This window comes from Acinetobacter sp. YH12142 (assembly GCF_013418435.1).
Taxonomy (GTDB): Bacteria; Pseudomonadota; Gammaproteobacteria; order Pseudomonadales; family Moraxellaceae; genus Acinetobacter; species Acinetobacter amyesii.
On the sequence record NZ_VPCB01000023.1, the window covers coordinates 20,379 to 41,139 of the forward strand.

At 39.3% G+C, this 20,761-nt stretch carries 14 protein-coding genes and 2 pseudogenes; 8 read left to right on the forward strand and 8 right to left on the reverse strand.

Features of this window, described 5'->3' with window-relative positions; translation table 11 throughout:
* Positions 1 to 116 precede the first annotated feature (116 nt).
* From FTU77_RS14475 to FTU77_RS14490, 4 genes are read left to right on the forward strand one after another with little or no spacing between them, the layout of a single operon-like run.
* Positions 117 to 3,806, forward strand: coding sequence for an ATP-binding protein (locus FTU77_RS14475; RefSeq protein ID WP_257222008.1), 3,690 nt, complete (start codon positions 117 to 119; stop codon positions 3,804 to 3,806).
* 24 nt (positions 3,807 to 3,830) lie between these two features.
* Entirely contained in the window at positions 3,831 to 4,463 is a 633-nt protein-coding gene (locus FTU77_RS14480; protein ID WP_004676008.1) for a hypothetical protein, read from the forward strand.
* Entirely contained in the window at positions 4,460 to 5,704 is a 1,245-nt protein-coding gene (locus tag FTU77_RS14485) for a hypothetical protein (protein ID WP_005100615.1), read from the forward strand. Before FTU77_RS14480 ends, FTU77_RS14485 begins: the two co-directional genes overlap by 4 nt.
* Positions 5,695 to 6,561 carry a hypothetical protein gene (locus tag FTU77_RS14490; RefSeq protein ID WP_004676005.1) on the forward strand — a complete coding sequence of 289 codons (867 nt, stop codon included), beginning with the start codon at positions 5,695 to 5,697 and terminating at the stop codon, positions 6,559 to 6,561. The genes FTU77_RS14485 and FTU77_RS14490 overlap by 10 nt, the downstream gene beginning before the upstream one ends.
* A gap of 193 nt (positions 6,562 to 6,754) precedes the next feature.
* Here FTU77_RS14490 and FTU77_RS14495 read toward each other — a convergent pair whose 3' ends face one another.
* From FTU77_RS14495 to FTU77_RS14510, 4 genes are all read right to left on the reverse strand, one after another.
* Positions 6,755 to 7,555 carry a DUF2310 family Zn-ribbon-containing protein gene (locus tag FTU77_RS14495; RefSeq protein ID WP_114237944.1) on the reverse strand — a complete coding sequence of 267 codons (801 nt, stop codon included), beginning with the start codon at positions 7,553 to 7,555 and terminating at the stop codon, positions 6,755 to 6,757.
* Positions 7,556 to 7,691: 136 nt separating this feature from the next.
* Positions 7,692 to 8,030: a hypothetical protein gene (locus tag FTU77_RS14500; protein ID WP_114237945.1), complete on the reverse strand. Its 339-nt coding sequence runs from the start codon at positions 8,028 to 8,030 to the stop codon at positions 7,692 to 7,694.
* A 1,083-nt stretch (positions 8,031 to 9,113) separates the two neighbouring features.
* On the reverse strand, positions 9,114 to 9,959 hold the full coding sequence (gene repM, locus FTU77_RS14505; protein ID WP_180049802.1) for a replication initiation protein RepM: 846 nt from the start codon (positions 9,957 to 9,959) through the stop codon (positions 9,114 to 9,116).
* Positions 9,960 to 10,019: 60 nt separating this feature from the next.
* On the reverse strand, positions 10,020 to 10,724 hold the full coding sequence (locus FTU77_RS14510) for an IS6-like element IS1008 family transposase (protein ID WP_043963410.1): 705 nt from the start codon (positions 10,722 to 10,724) through the stop codon (positions 10,020 to 10,022).
* 64 nt (positions 10,725 to 10,788) lie between these two features.
* Here FTU77_RS14510 and FTU77_RS14515 point away from each other — a divergent pair.
* Positions 10,789 to 11,187, forward strand: a pseudogene (locus FTU77_RS14515) (helix-turn-helix transcriptional regulator); the annotation flags it as partial.
* 27 nt (positions 11,188 to 11,214) lie between these two features.
* On the opposite strand, the gene FTU77_RS14520 reads toward FTU77_RS14515, so the two are convergent.
* The gene (locus FTU77_RS14520) at positions 11,215 to 11,811 is read right to left on the reverse strand and encodes a LysE family transporter (protein ID WP_180022882.1); all 597 of its coding nucleotides are present in this window, start codon (positions 11,809 to 11,811) and stop codon (positions 11,215 to 11,217) included.
* A 426-nt stretch (positions 11,812 to 12,237) separates the two neighbouring features.
* Between FTU77_RS14520 and FTU77_RS14525 the strand changes: the two genes are divergently transcribed.
* The 3 genes from FTU77_RS14525 (at position 12,238) to FTU77_RS14535 (ending at position 18,130) form a co-directional block, all read left to right on the forward strand.
* Positions 12,238 to 13,401 (forward strand): efflux RND transporter periplasmic adaptor subunit, encoded by a 1,164-nt coding sequence (locus FTU77_RS14525; protein ID WP_032073150.1) that lies wholly within the window; start codon positions 12,238 to 12,240, stop codon positions 13,399 to 13,401.
* Positions 13,398 to 16,502, forward strand: coding sequence for a multidrug efflux RND transporter permease subunit (locus FTU77_RS14530; protein ID WP_270915313.1), 3,105 nt, complete (start codon positions 13,398 to 13,400; stop codon positions 16,500 to 16,502). Before FTU77_RS14525 ends, FTU77_RS14530 begins: the two co-directional genes overlap by 4 nt.
* A 113-nt stretch (positions 16,503 to 16,615) precedes the next feature.
* Positions 16,616 to 18,130 (forward strand): MFS transporter, encoded by a 1,515-nt coding sequence (locus FTU77_RS14535; RefSeq protein WP_032073148.1) that lies wholly within the window; start codon positions 16,616 to 16,618, stop codon positions 18,128 to 18,130.
* A 103-nt stretch (positions 18,131 to 18,233) separates the two neighbouring features.
* Here FTU77_RS14535 and adeS read toward each other — a convergent pair whose 3' ends face one another.
* From adeS to FTU77_RS14550, 3 genes and pseudogenes are all read right to left on the reverse strand, one after another.
* Positions 18,234 to 19,340 (reverse strand): two-component sensor histidine kinase AdeS, encoded by a 1,107-nt coding sequence (adeS, locus tag FTU77_RS14540; protein ID WP_032073131.1) that lies wholly within the window; start codon positions 19,338 to 19,340, stop codon positions 18,234 to 18,236.
* Positions 19,330 to 20,058: an efflux system response regulator transcription factor AdeR gene (gene adeR / locus FTU77_RS14545; RefSeq protein ID WP_032073130.1), complete on the reverse strand. Its 729-nt coding sequence runs from the start codon at positions 20,056 to 20,058 to the stop codon at positions 19,330 to 19,332. The genes adeS and adeR overlap by 11 nt, the downstream gene beginning before the upstream one ends.
* Positions 20,059 to 20,329: 271 nt before the next feature.
* Positions 20,330 to 20,698, reverse strand: a pseudogene (locus FTU77_RS14550) (IS1-like element ISAba3 family transposase); the annotation flags it as partial.
* Between the last annotated feature and the right edge of the window lie 63 nt (positions 20,699 to 20,761).

Genomic DNA, 20,761 nt, shown 5'->3' on the forward strand with positions numbered 1-20,761 from the left:
TAAAAGTATAAGATCAGGGAAAGTTACAGTTTTTATTTAAAATTGAAGTATCCATTAGACTTATGAATATTTATAAAAGGTATATAATGAGTATTATTAACCCTCAAGAAACCTCTATGAAAGGTTTACAGTCAATCATTCTTTATGATTCTTTTCTTTCATCTAAACTATTCCGAGTTGATATTAGTGGTGGTCATACAAACATTACCGGTATCAACGGTGCAGGGAAAACCTCATTCCTGAACCTGATTCCTATTTTCTTTGGTGCCTCACCAAATGGGTTAATAGAGAAAGCTGCAAACAAGAAAAATTTCGTAGACTACTATTTGCCGAGCAGTCGAAGCATGGTGATTTTTGAATACCTTGCTCACTCAGGTACAAAGTGTGTGGTGCTGTATCGCAATAATAATCAGGGCAAGCACAACTACCGATTTGTTGATGGATGCGCGGAAGATACGCTATTAAGTGAGAGCAGTCTGGAAATCTTGGGTCTTTCTCAGAATGTGAAAGACGTATTTGATCAGGTTTATAAATCTGGCGTTGATGTGAGCCGTCAGATCGACAGCATCCCTGAATATATCTATACGCTGACTGCAGATAAATCACGACTGACAGGTGAAAGAAACCTTCGTGATTTATGCAACCGCTATTCACTGTCTGGAAGCAAACAACAGCTAAAATTCCTGAGCAATCTGACCCAGGTAACGATTAACCAGAACAATGTTGTCTCAAACTTCAAAACCATGTTAATTGAAGCGTATTTGGACAACGAGAAAATCAAAACAAAACCAACCTCTACCGCAGATTGGTTAGCAACCATCAATGATGTGAAAGCCCTACAAAGCCTTCAATCGGAAAAGCAGAAGATTATCTCTGGCATTCAGTTAAAGAATGCGGTCTTAGCCTCCTTTAATGCGCTTCATGCACACCTGTTGGTACTCCGGGACCATGTGGTGAACTACGAGCAGCAGATCAGTTCGATAGAGCATGAAATCTATGCGGTAAAGAACAAAGGGAATGAGACAGTCCGTAACCTGAATAACCAGATTGTACAAGTCAAAGAGCTGATTGCAGTAAAAGAAAAGTCTGCAGGTAACTTTAAACAGGCAATTCATGATATTGAAGTTGCGGAAAGACGTTATCAAGACATGAATATTTCCGTCATGGAACAGGAATATAAGAAACGTGCGCACTACTTCAACGAGATTGAAGAAGCGAAGAAATACAAACAGTTTTTGACTGAAAGCTACGAAAATATCAACCGCGAGTACGACAAGCATTCAGCAGATTTGCTTCGTGAAAAAATGGCATCCAGTGAAGCCCTTAATGCTGAATCTAACGAGGTTCAGGAGGCAATCAACCAGTTGCGAAACCGCTTTGATCTCAAGGTGAAAGAGCTTGAGCGCAAACAGGCTGAACAGCTCCAAATTCTTGATCAAGAAATTTCCAGTGAACGTCAAAGGCTTCTGGATATCCAGTCAGCAGCTATGGAGCGCATGCACCAATCAACACTGTTTACGGATGAAGAAAACCTACAGCTACAGCGCCTCAAGTTGGCTTATGAAGTCAAAGAGAATACCTTGTCTGCAAAGTCTGACGAATTGAAAGCGGCTCAAAACAAGCTTAAACAACTTAATTTTGATCAAAACAAGGCGCAGTATGATCTTAATGGATTAAAAGCCAAGCTTGAGAAAGCCAAGCAGTCAGAAGAGAATCTGCGTACAACCCTGTTCCAGAAAGACACCTTGCTACGGTTCCTGAATGATGCACCGAATGAAGATGTGGACTGGCGTACTACCATTGCGAAGGTCATCAATCCTGAGCTTTTCTTCAAAACCAACCTGAACCCTGTCTGGCAAACTGGCGTGAATGCCAATGCCCTAAGCCTCTATGGTCTTGAAATAGACCTGAACAAGTTGGAGATTCCAGGGGAAGCCGACAGTCTTGAGCAACTACAAATACGTCTGAAAGATGCCGAGATTTACACGGCTTCTTTGGTTGAGCAGTACGACAAGCAATCGCATCTGGCTCAGTCCATCCATAGAGAGATCAACGAGACCAATATTGCAGTTGTTAAACTCGAAAATGAGTTAAATACCCTGCAAAACGAGAAGCAGCAAGCCCGACAGGTTTATGACCAGACTGAGAAAGAGCTGAAAGCGAAGAAGGCAGAAGCTACACGTATTGAGCAAGAAGCTGTAAATAGAGCGAAATACGAGCTGCAAACTTTCAACAATCAGATTGAGCCGAAGAAACGTGGTGAGCTTCGATCAGCCAACATGCTTGAAAAAAATGGCTTAAAGGAGAGCTATGATGCGTCCTATGCAGACTTGCGTATCAAGCTTGATCTGATTGCCACAAAGGAAAAGCAGCTAGAGAGCAGCTATCAAGCCAAGATGGATGATTTGACCAACCTGTATCACAGCAAACTGCGTGAGCAAGGCGTGGATGAAAATATCCTGAAACAGGCAGAAATGAAGATCAAGGCTGCGATTGCACAGCACACCAAAGTCAAAGGCTATGAAAGCATTTTGGCTGAGTACGATATGTGGAAGAAAAACCACTATCAGTACAAGCAGAACCATATCGAGGACATGAACCAAGCTCTGAAACTTGTATCTGAATACAGCCACAATCTTTCCAAACTGGAAAGTGAGCTTGAACAAGTCCGAACCTCCCTTCGTACAAGAGTGGACAATCTTGAAGCGAGTGCACAAGATTTCAGGGAGAAAATCAAAAAGCTGGATAAACAGGGGCGTGAAATCGAAAACCTGTTCGATGACGATATCCTATTGGTAGAGGTAGATCGACCTGAGTTTTTAAGCTTCGACAGCTTCTCTCGTGATCTGGGTACGTTGGCTGATACACAGAAGAAACAGATTTATCAATTACGCTTGCAGACAAACGCTTCTAAGGCATTACTGCGCAAATATGAAGCCTTCTCTCTGTTCAAGCTGTTTGAGGAAAAGATGGAGAGTATGGGGACTACCAGTGAAACCATGAACACCATTAACTCCATGTCTACCATCGAAAGCATCATGGACTACGACTTGCCGAAAAAGCATGATGCAGTCACAAACATTTTCCGTAATAAATCGGCTCAGTTGCGTAACTATATTCAGGAAATCCTTAATCTAAATAAGCGTTTAAAGAGCGTATCTACGGAACTGTCTGGTTACCTGAACCGTAGCAACAAGTTCAAGGCATTCACTGACTTCTCAATGAATCTGGAAAGTGTGCTGAATGACAAGAACACCCTAGATCAGCTCAATCAGTTTGTTTTGCAGTGTGAGGACTATCAATCCTTTGAAAACATGCAAAGCAGCTCCATTCCGAGCGAGGATTTCATTCGTTGCTGTGAATACACCTTAAAGGCAATTGAAAGCACCAAAGGACATACTGATGATATCCGCTCTATGGTACGTCTGAAAATGAGCGTGATGAACAATGGTCGTCTTGCCGAGCTGCGTACTGACAACGACTTTACCAGTGCAGGGAGTACAGGAACGTCACGTATTCTGGTGCTGATCATGTTCCTCGCATTGTCACGGAAGTTATGCCCTGATAACTCGACCTACATCCATATCCCGCTTGACGAGATTGGCAACTTTGATGCGATCAACACCAATTTGCTGTTCGACATGATGGACCATAACAAAATCTATCTGGTCTGTGCTCAACCGGAAAACTCAACCTCTAACCACAAGTTTAAGAATCTCTACATTGTTGGAGCCAATGGTGTCAGCACTGTTGTTCCACTGGAAATCGAAGGCGATAACCCATTGCTTGCAGCAGAACCAGTCTAATAGGGAAAAAGTGGAGAATTTTAAATGGCTGATAAACGATTAACAAAAGTAGCGACCAAATTATTAGAAGGTTATCTAATTGACCAGTGGAGTGATTTTGAGAACTTTGAGTTTTTGAATGATGTCGAATTTTTAGATCAACTAAACAACCATATTAGTTTTCTAGGCAAAAAGTGTATTCAGACACCGTGCGGTGGTGGGTATTTCCTGATTTACCTTGATATTGAAAGTGACCCTGAGATCAAAAAGGTCATCACCAAACAGTTTGAGGAAAACGTCAGCAAAATGGAGCCACTTGTGGACTGGCTGCGACTGTTCAGAAAGGCAGGGGGGCGCAATGAACCTCTGATTGGAGGCGACAGAATTACGTCTGGTGAAATCCTGGTTGAAGTGGAGAAGTCCAAGCATGTCCAAAAAGGGCTAAAAGAACTCTCTGCAAAGTTGGGTAAGACCGCAAGCACAGTGAAAGACCAGATCAACGGTGTTATTCAGTTTTTGGTACAGCGCGAATATTTAGTGCCGGTTGGGGTTGTGGGTACTGAGTTTTTGGCAACTTCACGTTGGTCGATTTTCTACGATGAAGCTGAGTACCTTGCCGAACACAATGCGATTGATATCACTCAAACAGATGATGTGGAGCAGGGCGAGTTACTATGATCGACTTCGTGAATCCGGCTGAACGTGGGGCGAAGGTTTTCTCTGCAAACATTGATGCTATTGCCGAAGCAATCATGTTTACCAGTTCGTCTATTCAGGTCAATGAATCAAACAAATCCTTGATTGATAATTTGCTGTCTTGCGATCTTGGGTATCTGGATGCAGAAAAAAACACGCTGCATCTAAGAAACTTCGTCATTGAGTTTGTGAATTTCTATAAAAACAGAAAGAAACGCAACATTTCCGCACCCGACATTAGCGGTCTGATTGATCGTATCAAAACGGTGAGTACCGACTATGCCTTGTCAAAAGTCGAGGACCCGGAAAGTGCCGAAGTATTAAAGGTTGAAGCAAGTGACCTGATTATTGAGCTTTCAAACAATATCAGCGAGAACATGACCAATTTTGCCGATCAGTGCTTTGAGTATCTGTCGCTGTTCAACAACTACGACATGAAAATGCGTAAGGCTGAACAAAGCTTAAAGACTGCCAAAATGCTAATTACGGCACTGGAAATCCTTTCACCAAATACGATGGATGAATTGGCGGTAGGTGATGCAGACTTGCAGAGAGTGATCTCCAAACGTCTCAAGCCAAGCGTGTTTGAAGCCATTGAAGAAATGAACCACAGCCATCACCGACTGGACAAGCAACTCTTTGAATGGAAAAAGGACATAAAAACCCAGGAGCGAATCAATCTGATTGATGCGCTGCACCGTCATTTTGCCAACAACCGGACGCTGAATGCCGATATTGATTTCAACAAGGCACCTGATAGCTTCCGTCGTGTACCACTTATCAAGCTGAAAGCTCGTGCCGATATCTACCTTGAGGATTTTGAGAACACTTTATCTGCGGTAGCTCAGACAGCCAATCAGAAGCGTGTTAAAAAAGATGGTCCAGTTGTTGAAAAAAAACGCCCACCGGTAGAGAAGGCAACGCATACGATAGTGAAGGCAGTCTCACCTCTGGATAAAGCTGCATTTTTCTTCTTTGACGCTTTTGGCAGTCCGGCAATCAATGAAATATCAGCAAAGAACGCCTACATACGCCTAGAGCCTGGATGCAAATTTGAATACTGGATTAGTCGCCTCCTGTATGAGTTTGAACTCAACCACTCAAACCATCTTGAGTTGCAGTTAGTGGGTGAAACGGATGCTAAATATAATGGCAACTACTACATTTCAGATATCGTGTTTCGTCGCAAAGACAGCAACGGAAAGGTGATGCAATGCGCTTAGGGCAAAGAGAACTCTCAATCATTCAGACGGTTTTACAGCTTAAAACCAGAGTGGTGAAGCTTAACAAGACATGGACAATGCTGAACAAAGACATGCAGATCGGTAGCATCATCAAACGTGAGCTGCATCTAAGTGAATCAGATCTTGATGTGCTTCGGGTTCTGTACGGAAAGCATGTAAAAACGGAGCCAGAGGTAACGTATGACTCCAATGCAGACCGAATATCGCTTGCTGATCATCGTATAGATGAAAAGTCTGGCAATGCCAGCGTTTTCGGTGAGCAGCTTTGGTTTGCTGCGATCAATGCACAACTACCGTTAAAGTCCGGTGAGATGCACATTGCACATCCTGGCGTGACAACAGCCGTGTCCTTAGAGCATCTTGCAGTAGAAAAAATCAGGAAGCTGATCATTATTGAGAATGGCACTATGCTTGTACGGATTTCGGACTGGTATCAGCAAGTTCCACTCGAATGGCAAGACAGCCTATTCCTTTACAGGGGGCATGGTAAGAACTGCCGGTCAGTCAATCAGTTGCTTGAAGTTCTGCCAGAAGAATGTCCGGTAGCGGTGTATACCGATTTCGACCTGTATGGGTTGAATATCGCCAATAATTTCAACCTGATCAGACCAGTCTCTGTGATGGTTCCCCAATGTTGGCAAAGCATTAAAGAACAACACCCTGATAACAACTTCTATAAGTATGTAGACCAGTCAGAGTACATTTCGGATTTGTCGGAAACCGAAGGCATGTCGGAGCCGATGAAAGCGATCTTGAAGCATGTGAACTTCAATAAAGTTGCAGTTATGCAAGAGAACGTGAACCGGCTTGGTCCATTGGTGTGTATAGCAATTTAAGGGCACTGTTGCAAAAGTTCAAGGTGTTACTTTAGACTATACTGAAAATAAACTTGTCCTGTACCTGATTCCAGTAAAACACTCTCCGAAAATATCGAGACGATTCACGGTTGGTTACAGATAGTTTGGGTGTTATTTTTATCTCTATGCTTGATAGGCTTTATGAGCTTACCACAAATAATTTTTCATTCGGTCAGTCCTCGCTTTCATCCGACCAATTTTGACTCAACTCACTCACCAAACGACTCTCATCGCATTTAAAATCAATATAGTGATAGGTATTGGCAGGCAATAGCCAATCCTGCCCTGTCAGTGGACATTTTTGTTCCATATCTTCTGCCTGTGTCCAATCACGGTAATTCATTAGAAAATAATAGGTGGGTACACCTGTGCTTTGTTCAATGATACGGCACAATTCTCGACCTATTTTGCTATGCTCAGAATTGGGATTTTGCATTTGCTCTAAGGCAAAGGCTTCACTTACTGGTTGAGAACCAAGCCACAAACGATATAACGCTTCAGCCTGACGATACCATGACCACACATTATCATAACAAGGGTGATCAGGTTGGGTATATGGGATTTTATATAGAGGAATGCCTTGTAAGGTTACTCCATCTAGTAAAGGCGAACTCCAGCCCCAACGCAACATGTAAAATTCAGATTGCGTTGGTACGGCATAACGGGGAAGAGGATAGTCATGGTCTTCTCCGATATACAAGGTTTGAATGGGTTTACCTGCTAACTGTTCGATTTTATTGTGCATTTCTTGGGCATAGCTGTTCATATTTTTACGGTCAAGGGCATCCATTTCAGGACACACCACAGTCACGCGAGTAATATCATTTTGGCTAACAGCTAAATGATGGTTACGGGGTAATATTTGTCCGTTGCCTTCTAAATTTCCTAAATAACAAAATACATCATGGTCGTGGCTATCATCATCTTCAGCGATACCTGTATATTGGGGTATGATAATATCAAAGGCGTGCATTTTTATATCTCATGCTTAATTTATATTAAATATATTTGGGGATGTTGCTGTTGAAATTGGTTAAAGTGCTGTCTTGTAGTGTCAATTTAACCTATACCGTCAATGCCGTACACTCTAAATATTAATAATACTTAAACTACTTGATATTATAACTATAATTTTTCTTATCATATTTACCGAAATAAGGAACAGCTACATCCTTATGCACTGTATTATTACTATCAGTATATGTAATTACTATAGAGTCTTCGGTGTCAGAATATTTTATAGGATACTTAAATGATTGATTAGGAGATAAATTACCTATATTTTCTGATTTATTAGTGGTTTTATAAGTTAAATTAACCTTAGTTATATCTTCGGAGGTTTTGTTATTTATAATTAGCATCCCTTCTGATTCACTTTGACTGGAACAAGCCACAGTAATTAATGCACTTAAGCTAATTACATACAGTTTTCTTATTGAGATCTTCACGAGCCAAACCTTTAGTTATTTTATTTAATACAAAATAATTCTATGCAAGAAATGCCACTCTCAACTTCTTAAGCCTATTGGAATGGCTGTATTACAAGAATTGTAAGTTTAATATTGAAAGTCTAACCTTCGTAAAATAAATGATTTAGCGAAAAAAAGTTGAGAGTTAAGCATAAAATGGAATCTTATTTTTCACCAAAGGAATTAGAAGATGTTAAAGAACCATTAGTTATAACTTTCATTTTGAGACTACCCTAAATTCTGTGTAACTATCTAGTTTTCTAAAATACTTCTTAAATTTTGTCAAAATGGCTTTATTAGCTCGAAAAACTAACTTTCTATACACCATGAAGTACACCGCGACTACCTAAATAACTCAATATACCAATATCATTAGCCTACAGCCTAAGGTTCTAGTCCTCACTAGGGTACCGAAGCAGTGAAATTGGTTTGCCATAGGCATACTAATCAGAGTATGAAAAAGAAACTCCTCTCTCTGCAAATTCTTGATTGAAAACACTAAGAACCTTCATACTAAAAGTATAATAAATAAGTACTAGCCTTTCTATTATGGTGATGTCGTTCATATTCCAAGATATTCTCCGATCATCTAATAACCCCTCCCAACTAGGATCGTTTATTTTAGGTATAGATTGACTGCCGTAAGAAGGTATTTGATCAACTAAATGACGCATATCATCGAGTTTTTGATTTGATAGGGGTTACCCCAGAATTTGGAGAAAATAGTACGACAAGGAATTTTGTCGACTAATTAATTTATTAAAATCAAAGATTTATATTTTTATGCTTTGCCTGTCTGCTAGAGATTGGCAACATGCAATTTAATTGAAAGATTTTTAACGAAGTTCTTAAATAACAACTACATAGAAGTAAATAAATGTACTTACCGCCCTATAATTTCCGTTTTCTGTGCTGACCCCTAATATAGCAGTTTTTCACTGAATAGAACTCAGATAACTTATCATTTGGTGATAGTCAGAAGCCTTTATTCCCTTAAAATAATTTTTGTTTTTGATATCAAGGACTACTTCTACCACAACCTGTAAACAGCGAATAAAAATCTTAAAATTTAAACCCTAATTTCGATAAGAAGGGTAAATATACTTTCTGCTTTTCACTATCTAATAATGCTTCAGCAATTTGTTCAGCAAACACATCGTAACTTCGACCTGCTTGCCCTTGTGCCAAATACGATGCCTCATGTAATTGAGATATTTTTTTAGCGAAGGCAAAGCGTTGATTATCGGTCATGGTTATAAACATATCTACTGTATGTGGATCACGCTCTGTCTTTTCAGCTTTTACCGTTTTGGGCTTGGTTCTTTGTTTAAATTTAAAGGTAAATCCTGTAATAGTGCGACCTTGCTTGTGTTGCTCATATTCAGCAATAATATCCGTGTGTTCGTTAATTTGACTAATAGCCAAATCTAAAACTCTTGCTTTGAAATGGTGCATACGCACATATTCATCACTCAATAACCCAAAATGATTTCTTAACTCATCTAACGAGATTTCATTGGTTTTGCCCACAGACCGCCATTTAATCAAAAACTCATACAGGCGAATAGCATATCGGCTCTGTAAGCCTTTAATTTGCTCTATCTCGTATTTGGTAAATTTTTTTTCCAATCCTACAATTAATGGTACAACGTCATTGGCGAATACTAATCTTACCAATCCTAAATCATTAACGTAACTAATCTTTTGCACAAAGCGACTGCGGACAAACTCAATTTTTTGACTACCCTCAACAAACTGGGTGTAATTAAATTCCGCTTCAAATAAACCATTGACTCCACGCTTTAGGGCTTCATAAGCCGTATGTTTAGCCACGTCAAACTGTTGCATATAAGATTGGGCATGAATAGTTAAAGTCTTGTTCAATACACTTTCAATATTATCGCCCAACTTACGAGGGCACTGTTGCAAATAGAGATTTGAGTCGATGATGTTCCCTTTAAAAAGTGCTTAGAGACCGAAAACCCTGTTGATTAGACACACTTCACCCTGAGGCTGACCATAATAAAATGACGATGCTTGTCCTTTACGTAGTGCACGCATGACTTCAATACCTTTAATTGTGGCATAAGCAGTCTTCATAGATTTGAATCCTAATGTGGCCCTGATGATTCGCTTTAACTTACCATGATCACATTCAATGACATTATTTTTATACTTAATCTGCCTGTGCTCAATATCTACTGGACATTTTCCTTCTCGCTTTAACCGTGATAAAGCATGGCCATAGGTCGCTGCTTTATCTGTATTGATGACCCGTGGAATTTGCCATTTTTTCACCGTATTGAAGATCTTTCCTAAAAAACAATAGGCTGATTTACTGTTCCGTCTAGCGGAAAGGTAAAAGTCAATCGTATGACCACGTTGATCAACTGCACGATACAGGTAAGTCCATCGCCCCTTCACTTTGATATAAGTCTCATCCATATGCCATGAATGTAAATCTGTAGGGTTACGCCAATACCAGCGTAACCGTTTTTCCATTTCTGGAGCATAACGCTGAACCCAACGATAAATTGTACTGTGATCCACATTTATGCCTCGTTCAGCGAGCATTTCTTGAAGTTCACGATAGCTGATGCCATATTTACAATACCAACGAACAGCCCAAAGAATGATTTCACCTTGAAAGTGCCGACCGTGGAAGGGATTCATCTGCTGTATCTCGAAATAAATAAGATATTTAGCTTATCATGTCAGCCTATTTGCAACAGTGCCGGAAGATGCTCTATTTGATTTGGCAACTACACTGTGTGAAATTTCAGATACTTCATCTAACCAAAACAAAAAATTTGACTACAAGGCAGCAGAGAGAGCGCGTGAGTGTATTTTGGCGTATCCACATGAAAACTTAAGTTTGTCAGATTTAGAGAAACATGCTGATCGTGACCGCTGGAGCCTTTCTCGTGATTTCCGATTATTATTTGGAACTAGCCCACACCGTTATATGATCATGCGTCGCTTAGAAACAGTTAAGTTCTACCTTGCTCAAGGGGAGTCTATTGTTAATGCTGCTTTAAATGCAGGCTTTTTTGATCAGAGTCATATGACCAGACATTTTATAAAAACATTTGGTTTAACTCCCACTCAATGGAAAATGATAAATATTAAAAGATAGCCGTTCGATTTGAACGGCTAATTTGTCCTACAGCAGATTTATTCCATTAAGAAAATCTTTGAACATAAAAAGCCCTGATAAAATCAAGAGTATACCCATCAGCTTATTTAGCCGATTAAACCAGATAGGATTAGCAATTTTGTTGCCTAATAATTTTCCAACCAGAGCATAGGTGAATGGTGCGCCAACAGCACCAAGTGAAATCAGTAAAGAAACTATCAAGATCATGATTCCTGTGATTTTGGCTGCAGGGTACATAATTGTCGTAACAGGTAGAATGACGAGAATGGCTTTTGGATTTAATAACTGAATAAATAAGCCATTTAAGAATGTTAGATGGCTTTCTTGCTGTTGAGTTGTTTCTACATTCGCCCTAATCATTTTTATAGCCAAGTAGAATGTATAAATTGCACCCGCTAAAGCAATATAATGAATCAATCCATGTGGAATAACAGCTTCACCTATATAGCCAAACAATACGAATAAGATCAACATGGCGAAACCAATGCCTAGGTAAAATCCTATAGTCTTTTTTAATTGACCTGTAAGGCCAGAATTTAGCCCCATAAAATTTACAGGGCCTGGGCTATACATAACGCTTAATGTATAAAGAAATATTTCCACAGAGTTCACTCAATTAGATAGCAATAAACATCAAAGAGAGAACGGTATCGAGTTATAGGCCTTAAAGATTGTACGTTTGTGCTGAACTAATTAAAAATTTCTATTTAACTTATGTTCACCTAAAGTTCACTTCATAAGTGTATAAAGAAACTATGTATTGTATTTTCAATTGCTTATATAAATATTAGTCTTGGTTTAGAATTTTAAAGTTCATGAACTATGAGAAAAAACTAAGATACGATCAAAATTGTAGAACAACAAAATTATTTATACTAATTTACAAGCCACGCTGTTTAAGCGTGTCATTAAAAAATAAATCTTTTAATCTCTCCACACAATCTCCACACAATCTCCACACAACATCAGCAATTCATAAACACTGCTATTTCAAAATAGTAGTATCTAAAACCCCCCCTCTGAAAAAGCATGTCAACACATTATCATTTAATAGGTTCAATACTTATTACAACTGTACTTTTAATCGGCTGTACACAAGCCAAAGATGCTGAACAGTCCCCAACAGAAATGCCACCAGCGGTTGTCAGTACCATCACGGTATTACCGCATTCCATGAATTTAATTGAAAATCTTCCAGGCCGTGTTGTCGCTTACCGTATTGCTGAAATTCGCCCGCAAGTAGGTGGAATTGTTGATAAAGTACTTTTTAAGCAAGGCTCTTATGTGCAAGCAGGTCAACCGCTTTTTAAATTGAATTCTGAAATATTTCAGGCAGATGTAAAAAGCAATCAAGCCACTTTAAACCGTGCACAAGCTGAGGTGACACGTTTGCAGGTGCTGTTAAAACGCTACACTGAATTAGTAAAAGTAAATGCGGTTAGTCAGCAGGAATACAACAATACCGAAGCAGATTATCAAAAAGCAAAAGCCGATGTGGCGCAAATGCAAGCCATGTTAAGCAGACAACAACTTAATCTTAAATATGCGACTGTTACAGCCCCTATCTCGGGAACGATTGGTGAAATCTTAGTGACTGAGGGTGCATTAGTTGGTCAAGGTGATACTAATGCAATGGCCGTAATACAACAGATTAATAAAGTCTATGTTGATGTAAAGCAATCAATTAGTGATTATGAAAAACTACAGGAAGCTTTACAGCAAGGTGACGTGTCAAATACCAAACATACGGTTGAAATCCTAAATAGTCAGGGTAAACCTTATAACGTTACAGGTGAAATCCTATTTTCGGATACTAAAGTTGATCCTGATACGGGTGATGTCACAATCCGTATTTTAGCCAATAATGAAAATCAAAAACTTTTGCCAGGCATGTATGTTCGAGTCAATATGAGCCGAGCTCAAGTTGAAAATGCGCTCCTAGTTCCAGAACAAGCGATTCAACATGATATTAGTGGTAAAGCCAATGTTACGATTGTTAATCAAAAAGGTTTAGCGCAAAGCAAGCCTGTTCAGCTTGGTCAACGTTATCAAAATAACTATGTGATCAAACAAGGGTTACAAGCAGGTGAGAAAGTCATTGTTGAAGGGGCTGATCGTATACAGCCTGAGCAAAAATTAAAAATTAAGCAGTGGCAACCTACAAATATTAAGGAAAATGGAGGACAGCAATAATGTCCCAATTTTTCATTAGGCGTCCTATTTTTGCATGGGTGATTGCTTTATTTATTATTCTGTTGGGTGTACTAAGCATCCCCAAGTTACCTATTGCACGATTCCCAAGTGTTGCGCCACCACAGATTAGTATTACGGCAATCTATCCAGGTGCTACGCCAAAAACATTGAATGATAGTGTTGTGACCTTGATTGAGCGGGAAATGTCAGGTGTCAAAAACTTACTTTATTACAGTTCAAGTTCAGATAGTTCTGGAACAGCAACAATCACCGCAACATTTAAACCAGGTACAGATGTAGAACTTGCACAAATTGATGTGCAAAACAAAATTAAAGCCATTGAGTCACGCTTACCTCAAACAGTGCGACAACAAGGGCTGATGGTCGATGCTGCGTCGTCTGGTTTTTTAATGATGGTGGGCTTAAGTTCACCGAATGGCAAATATAGTGAAATTGATGTCAGTGACTATATGACTCGCTATGTGATTGAAGAATTAAAGCGGGTTGACGGTGTTGGTAAAGTCCAAAATTTTGGTGCTGAAAAAGCCATGCGGATTTGGGTCGATCCAGATCGTTTGGTTTCTTATGGATTGAGTATTCAAGATGTGAATACAGCCATCCAAAACCAAAACTTGCCGATATCACCAGGTCGTATTGGTGATGTTCCTGCTTTGACGGGGCAACAAATTACTATTCCTTTAACTGCTCAAGGTCAATTAGAAACTGTAGAGCAATTCAAGAAAATTAGTTTACGTGCTCAACAAAATGGCGCCAATGTTCGACTGTCGGATGTCGCTCGTGTCGAAATCGGGGCACAGATGTATAACTTTGCGATTTTAGAAAATGGCAAAGCCTCTACAGCTGTGGCGATACAAATGAGTCCTGGTGCCAACGCTGTCAAGACTGCAGAAGGTGTTAAAGCGAAAATTGAACAGTTAGGTTCAGCACTGCCTGATGGTATGAAATTCTCTATACCTTACGACACTGCACCTTTTGTAAAAATCTCGATTGAAAAAGTAATCATGACATTGCTTGAAGCTATGGCATTAGTTTTTATTGTCATGTTTATCTTTTTACACAATGTTCGATACACCTTAATTCCGGCGATTGTTGCACCGATTGCATTGCTTGGCACATTCTCAGTCATGCTGCTTGCTGGTTTTTCGATTAATGTGCTGACCATGTTCGGTATGGTGCTTGCGATCGGGATTATTGTCGATGATGCGATTGTGGTCATTGAGAATGTTGAACGCATTATGGCGACAGAAGGCTTATCTCCAGTTGAAGCCACATCTAAAGCCATGAAGGAAATTACCAATCCGATTATTGGCATCACCTTAGTGTTAGCCGCTGTATTCTTGCCGATGGCATTGGCGTCAGGCTCAGTGGGGATTATCTATCGTCAGTTCACCATTACCATGTCGGTTTCAATTTTATTCTCAGCTTTCCTTGCACTGACATTAACCCCTGCGTTATGTGCAACGATGTTAAAACCGATTGATCAAGACCATCAGAAAAAGGGTGTTTTTGCATCGTTTGATCGCAGTTTTGAGAAGCTGAACAATCGCTATGAACGCAGTTTATTTAAAGTAATTAAACATAAAACCCTCGCAATGTTATGTTTCTTAGGCATTGTCATTGTGCTGATTTTTAGTTTTAAACACGTTCCGACTGCGTTTATGCCAGAAGAAGATCAGGGGTGGTTTATGACTTCGATTCAACTTCCTGCGGATGCAACTCAAGAACGTACCCGTAAAGTCGTTGCTGAGTTTCAAAATTATTTAGACCAAGAAACGGGGATTAAAGACAATATGGCGGTCTTAGGTTTTGGTTTTAGTGGATCTGGTCAGAATACAGCGATGTATTTTACCAATCTATTGCCATTCGAAGAGCGTACTATTACGGCACAAGAAGTCGTGAATAATGCCAATATAGCGATGGCTGAAAGTTCAGAAGGTCAAACCATGTCTGTGTTACCACCAGCAATTGATGAATTGGGTAACTCATCTGGTTTTTCACTGAGATTATTAGATCGTGGCAATATTGGCATGCCTGCTTTAAGAGAAGCACAAGATCAGCTTTTAGCATTAGCAGCACAAAGTAAAATCGTGGCGGAGGTCTATCCTGAAGGTTTGCCAGATGGCAGTTCTGTACAGCTTAAAATTGATAGAGATAAATTGCAGGCATTAGGTGTTAATTTCAGTGATGTGACCGATATTATTTCAACCTCAATGGGTTCGATGTATATCAATGATTTTCCAAATCATGACCGTATGCAGCAAGTCATTGTGCAACTTGATGCCAAATCACGCATGAGTATTGAAGATATTCTTCAGATTAAGGTGAACAGTCAAAGCGGTAAATTGGTTTCAATGTCTGAAATAATTACTCCAATTTGGCAACATTCCCCACAACAATACAATCGTTACAACGGTCGTCCATCATTGAGTATTTCTGGCAGTCCAGCAGCAGGTATATCTTCAGGACAAGCCATGACTGAGATGGAAAATTTGATTGAACAACTTCCGAAAGGTGTGGGTTATGAGTGGACTGGGATTTCTCTAGAAGAAAAACAGTCGGAATCACAAACCTTGTTTTTATTACTGTTGTCGATGTTAGTCGTTTTCCTTGTCTTGGCAGCGCTTTATGAAAGCTGGTCAATTCCATTCTCTGTGATGCTAGTTGTCCCTCTAGGGTTGATTGGCGCCTTTTTAGCAGTAATGTTACGTGGTATGCCAAATGATATTTTCTTTAAGGTCGGCATGATCACGATTATTGGTCTATCTGCAAAGAATGCTATTTTGATTGTTGAGTTTGCAAAAGCACTAAGAGAAGAAGGAATGGGTTTAGTGGAGGCAACCGTTGCAGCCGCTAAATTGCGCTTACGTCCAATCCTAATGACATCTTTGGCATTTACCTGTGGCGTTATTCCTTTAGTCATTGCCAGTGGCGCTAGTTCTGAAACTCAAAAAGCGATTGGTACAGGCGTCTTTGGCGGCATGATCAGCGCAACAATTCTAGCTGTTATTTTTGTACCGATTTTCTTTATTGTCGTCATGAGCATGGTTGAGAAATTCTCGAAACGTAAAGCGGCACATTAAGCATCAAAACTGAGAATAAAAGCTGTGGGTTAACGAGTTTAGCCCACAACAAATCTTTCATTTACATCTTTATTTCAGAATTGATTTAATAAACCATCAATATAGGTTTAATCATGAAAGCTACCAATCTTGATCCGAAACGCTGGTGGATATTGCTCGCTGTCGTGCTTGCATTTCTGCCGATTGTGATTGATATGACTGTACTGCATGTTGCGGTTCCCTCATTAACCCAATCGCTGAGTGCCACAAGTAACCAAGTCTTATGGATTATTGATATTTATCCATTACTTATGGCTGGACTTTTAGTTCCGATGGGAACTTTGGCTGATCGTGTCGGCAATCGTAAGATTCTGCTGATTGGCTTGGTTATATTTGGAATTGCCTCAGTCCTTGCGGCATTTTCCCAAACGGCTTCTATGCTGATTGCCGCACGTGCTTTATTAGCATTAGGCGGTGCCATGATTATGCCCTGTGTATTGGGTATTATTCGCAGAACCTTCGAAGACAGTCGCGAACGTGCCATTGCGCTGGGTATTTGGGGCACAATCGGATCAGCCGGTGCCGCCATTGGACCGCTCATTGGTGGGGGATTGTTAGAATATTTCTGGTGGGGTTCAGTTTTCCTGATTAACGTCCCAATCATGCTGGTTGTCGCACCAATGTGCTATTTCTTATTGTCCCGAAAAGAAGCTATAACCCCTGGACATTGGGCATTTGGTCAAGCGCTATTGCTGATTGTCGGTTTGATTTCGTTTGTATATGCACTAAAAGCAGGCTTAGGCGGTAAACAGTCGTTGTTGATTGTCTTGCCTTTGGTCGTTTTATCTATCGGCTTATTAACCATATTTGTACGCAAACAGCTGAATTCTCCTCAGCCGATGCTAGATCTTTCGCTATTTTCACGTCCTGCTATTTTAGCCGGCATTATTATGGCAATGGTTGCTGCAGGCGCTTTGGCAGGGGTTGAGTTAACTTTGGCAATGGAGCTGCAATATGTCATTCGTTTAACACCGCTGCAAGCCGGTCTTTTTATGGTTCCGATTATGGTTGCGGCCGCTATTGGCGGGCCTATTGCTGGTTTTTTATCCAATAAATTTGGACTCCGTCTGGTTGCGACCATGTCATTAATATTGGCAGCAATTGCGTTGGTCAGTTTGAGTTATTCAGATTTTCATCATCCGGGAATCATCGTTCCCTTTATTTTAGCTTCGATTGGATTAACACTGAGTATTGGTTTAACAGCTTCATCCATTGCGATCATGGGCTCAGTACCTGCAGAAAAGGGCGGTGCGGCAGGTTCACTTGAAAGTACAGGTTATGAACTGGGTACAGGACTAGGTATTACTTTATTTGGTGTTTTCATGGCCTATATATTTGGCAGTCATCTTCAAGTGCCGTCAGATTTAACTGCTGTTTTAGCAGAAAAAGCCAGACTTTCGATTGGTGATACCTATTTAGTGGCGAGCCAGTTACCCGTTGAACAAGGTACAGCATTGATTAACGCAGGTAAAATTGCCTTCAGTTCAGCTCATGTTAATTTATTATTAACAGCAGGGATTATCATCGGGATACTCTCCATTGTGGTATTTTTTATGCTAGCTAAATATCGAGATGAGAATTCATTGTGATGAAATTTATTTGAGGATCATCAAACAGAATGGTTAAGTTCAGACATCAATTTATCTTAAATTTATGGTTTAAATTAAGCCGTATTAATCTGAACTTAACACATTATAAATGAGTTGATGTCTTACGATTTAGTTGAATAGTAAAACAGCTGCCACCTAAGTTTTTGGATTTAGAATAATAAATATGACCTTGGTGTGCTTCAATAATTGCATCAATCACTGCCAAGCCTAATCCAGTACCGCCATCTAGACATGATCTAGAGTCTTCCAGTCGATAGAAGGGTTTGAACAGGTGTTTAAGATGCGATTCATCAATACCAGGACCTTCATCTTCAAACGTCAATACCCAATGTTCTGCTGTGGTTACAGATGTAATATTTATTTTTCCAGCATTCGAATATCTTAGAAAGTTAGAGAACAATGCAATAAAGACCTGTTCCATCCTTCTTATATCAACGCAAACCAATTTATCCGTCAAATTTAAAACAATAGTTAAACCTTTAACATGAAACCGTTCATTAAACATCTGCAGACATTTTTCAATACTATTTTTTAAATTGGTCTTTTCTAGTTCTAATCGTAATTGTTTATTTTCAATAAGTGTCAGTGTCCGTAAATCTTCCACAAGGTAAGATAAGCCTTCGACTTGGTTCAATAAGCTTAGGTGTAAAGCTTTATCGGCAATAAATATACCATCGACAATACCTTGCAAGCGACCTTGTAATATTGTCACAGGTGTTCGTAATTCATGTGCAATTGCAGCATTCCAAACAGTTGAATTCTTAACTGATACTTCAAGTTGGTTTGCCATTTCATTGAAGTTCTCAATAAGAGACTTGATTTCATGTGGAATATCATGATGTGGCTGTTTAATTCTGAGTGCTAAATTGCCTTGTTGAATTTGTTGAATAACATCTGCTAAATCACTAATTGGCTGTGTATAGCGTTTTCCATATTTAAAGGCGAGGATAGTAGAAAGAAAAAAGCCTGTTAATAGCACTAAAAACAGCCAGATAAAGTCAACGGAGGTAACTGAAAATTCATTTGAATTAATAACTTGTGTATTTAGAAAACCTATTTTTATCGCCCAGCTATAAACAAAATAGCCAATCATGAAAGATAACAGCGTAATGCCTAAATTGAATAGGCTCATCATGATAATAAACTGGAAGTTAATTCCAACAGAATTTTTAAAAAAGTTAAATTTCATGATTTTGATCTAAGCGATACCCCACGCCACGGACATTGATTAATAAGCCATTTACATCATTTTCTTCAAGTTTTTTGCGTAATTTGCTGATATGGCTATCTACAGTGCGATCTAAAGCATCACTTTCAGGCATACAGTTTTGGATCAATTCATTACGTGTAAAGACTTTATTCGGTGTTTTTGCCATCAAAAACAGTATCTTATACTCAGTTAACGTAAGGTTGAGCAACTGATTTCTTTGACCATTTGAAATGTAAACTTGATGATGATCTGGATTAATTTCAATATTTCTATAACGAATAATATTAGTTATTTCCATATTTTGGCTTGTACTTCGTCTAAGTACGGCTTGTATTCGTGCAATCACTTCGTTTGGGTTAAATGGCTTAATAATAAAGTCATCAGCACCCATTTTTAGCCCCATGATCTTATTCACTTGATCATCTAAGGCAGTCAGCATAATGACAGGTAAATGACTTGTTTGACGGATGATTTGTAGAATTTCCCAGCCATTTAGTTTGGGTAATTTAATATCAAGGAGAATCAGGTCGATAGAGTTGGCTTTTAGGCACTCTAAAGCTTGTTGTCCATCCAATGCACGGATGACCTGCATGTTTTCATTTTTTATGTATTTTTCAAGAATGTCACCAATATCATAATCATCTTCTACAACGAGAATGACGCTGTTTTCGAAGCTGTGCTGTAGATTTGGATACATATATTTTATCTTAGATGAAGTAGCTATGCATTTTAACATTTAATTGTGTAATGGAGATGATTAGACGAGCAGTCATTTATATTTGTAATTGAGGGGTGACATATAATAAAATTCGTTGCATATCAGTATTAATGAACAAAATGTCAATTATCATTCATTTAACATAATGGCTGTTATACGAAACGAGAGAGTGTTAGAACCCATTTAAAGTGTCTATATTCTCACCAATAAAAATGTCCGGTTTCTCCGAGGTAAAATATGACTTTTGAACAAAAATAAGCCATTGTTTATTCTTTTTATTTCCAACAAAATTCCAGAACTCATCTACTTCGAGAGATTCATAATGACTTTGCTGAGGCTGAATTTCATAGGTTGATTCAGTTAAAGTACGTAAAACTTTACCGATACTGATGCGCTCAACTTCAGCAATATCTCGTATACCGCTGCCTCTGACCATCAACTGTAATATTTTACGAGTAATACCTGACTTACATCCTAGATAGCTCAGTGCATGATCACCAATAAACTGACGTTTACAGTCTTTGCACTGATAGTTTTGTTTCCCATCTACTTTGATACCATTTTTCTTTATACTATCACTGAGGCAGGTTGGACATTTGATTGCTAGAGTTATTTGCATTTCTCTATTTTATCAAAATCCAATCGGCTTTTTCTTCAGCATACTTTTTGAAACACTACCAAA

Coding starts and splice junctions, on each gene's coding strand:
- FTU77_RS14510 (WP_043963410.1), bottom strand. CDS start 10,724: ATGAATCCCTTCCACGGTCGGCACTTTCAAGGTGAAATCATTCTTTGG.
- FTU77_RS14480 (WP_004676008.1), top strand. CDS start 3,831: ATGGCTGATAAACGATTAACAAAAGTAGCGACCAAATTATTAGAAGGT.
- FTU77_RS14495 (WP_114237944.1), bottom strand. CDS start 7,555: ATGCACGCCTTTGATATTATCATACCCCAATATACAGGTATCGCTGAA.
- FTU77_RS14475 (WP_257222008.1), top strand. CDS start 117: ATGAAAGGTTTACAGTCAATCATTCTTTATGATTCTTTTCTTTCATCT.
- adeS (WP_032073131.1), bottom strand. CDS start 19,340: ATGAAATTTAACTTTTTTAAAAATTCTGTTGGAATTAACTTCCAGTTT.
- FTU77_RS14490 (WP_004676005.1), top strand. CDS start 5,695: ATGCGCTTAGGGCAAAGAGAACTCTCAATCATTCAGACGGTTTTACAG.
- adeR (WP_032073130.1), bottom strand. CDS start 20,058: ATGTATCCAAATCTACAGCACAGCTTCGAAAACAGCGTCATTCTCGTT.
- FTU77_RS14535 (WP_032073148.1), top strand. CDS start 16,616: ATGAAAGCTACCAATCTTGATCCGAAACGCTGGTGGATATTGCTCGCT.
- FTU77_RS14485 (WP_005100615.1), top strand. CDS start 4,460: ATGATCGACTTCGTGAATCCGGCTGAACGTGGGGCGAAGGTTTTCTCT.
- FTU77_RS14525 (WP_032073150.1), top strand. CDS start 12,238: ATGTCAACACATTATCATTTAATAGGTTCAATACTTATTACAACTGTA.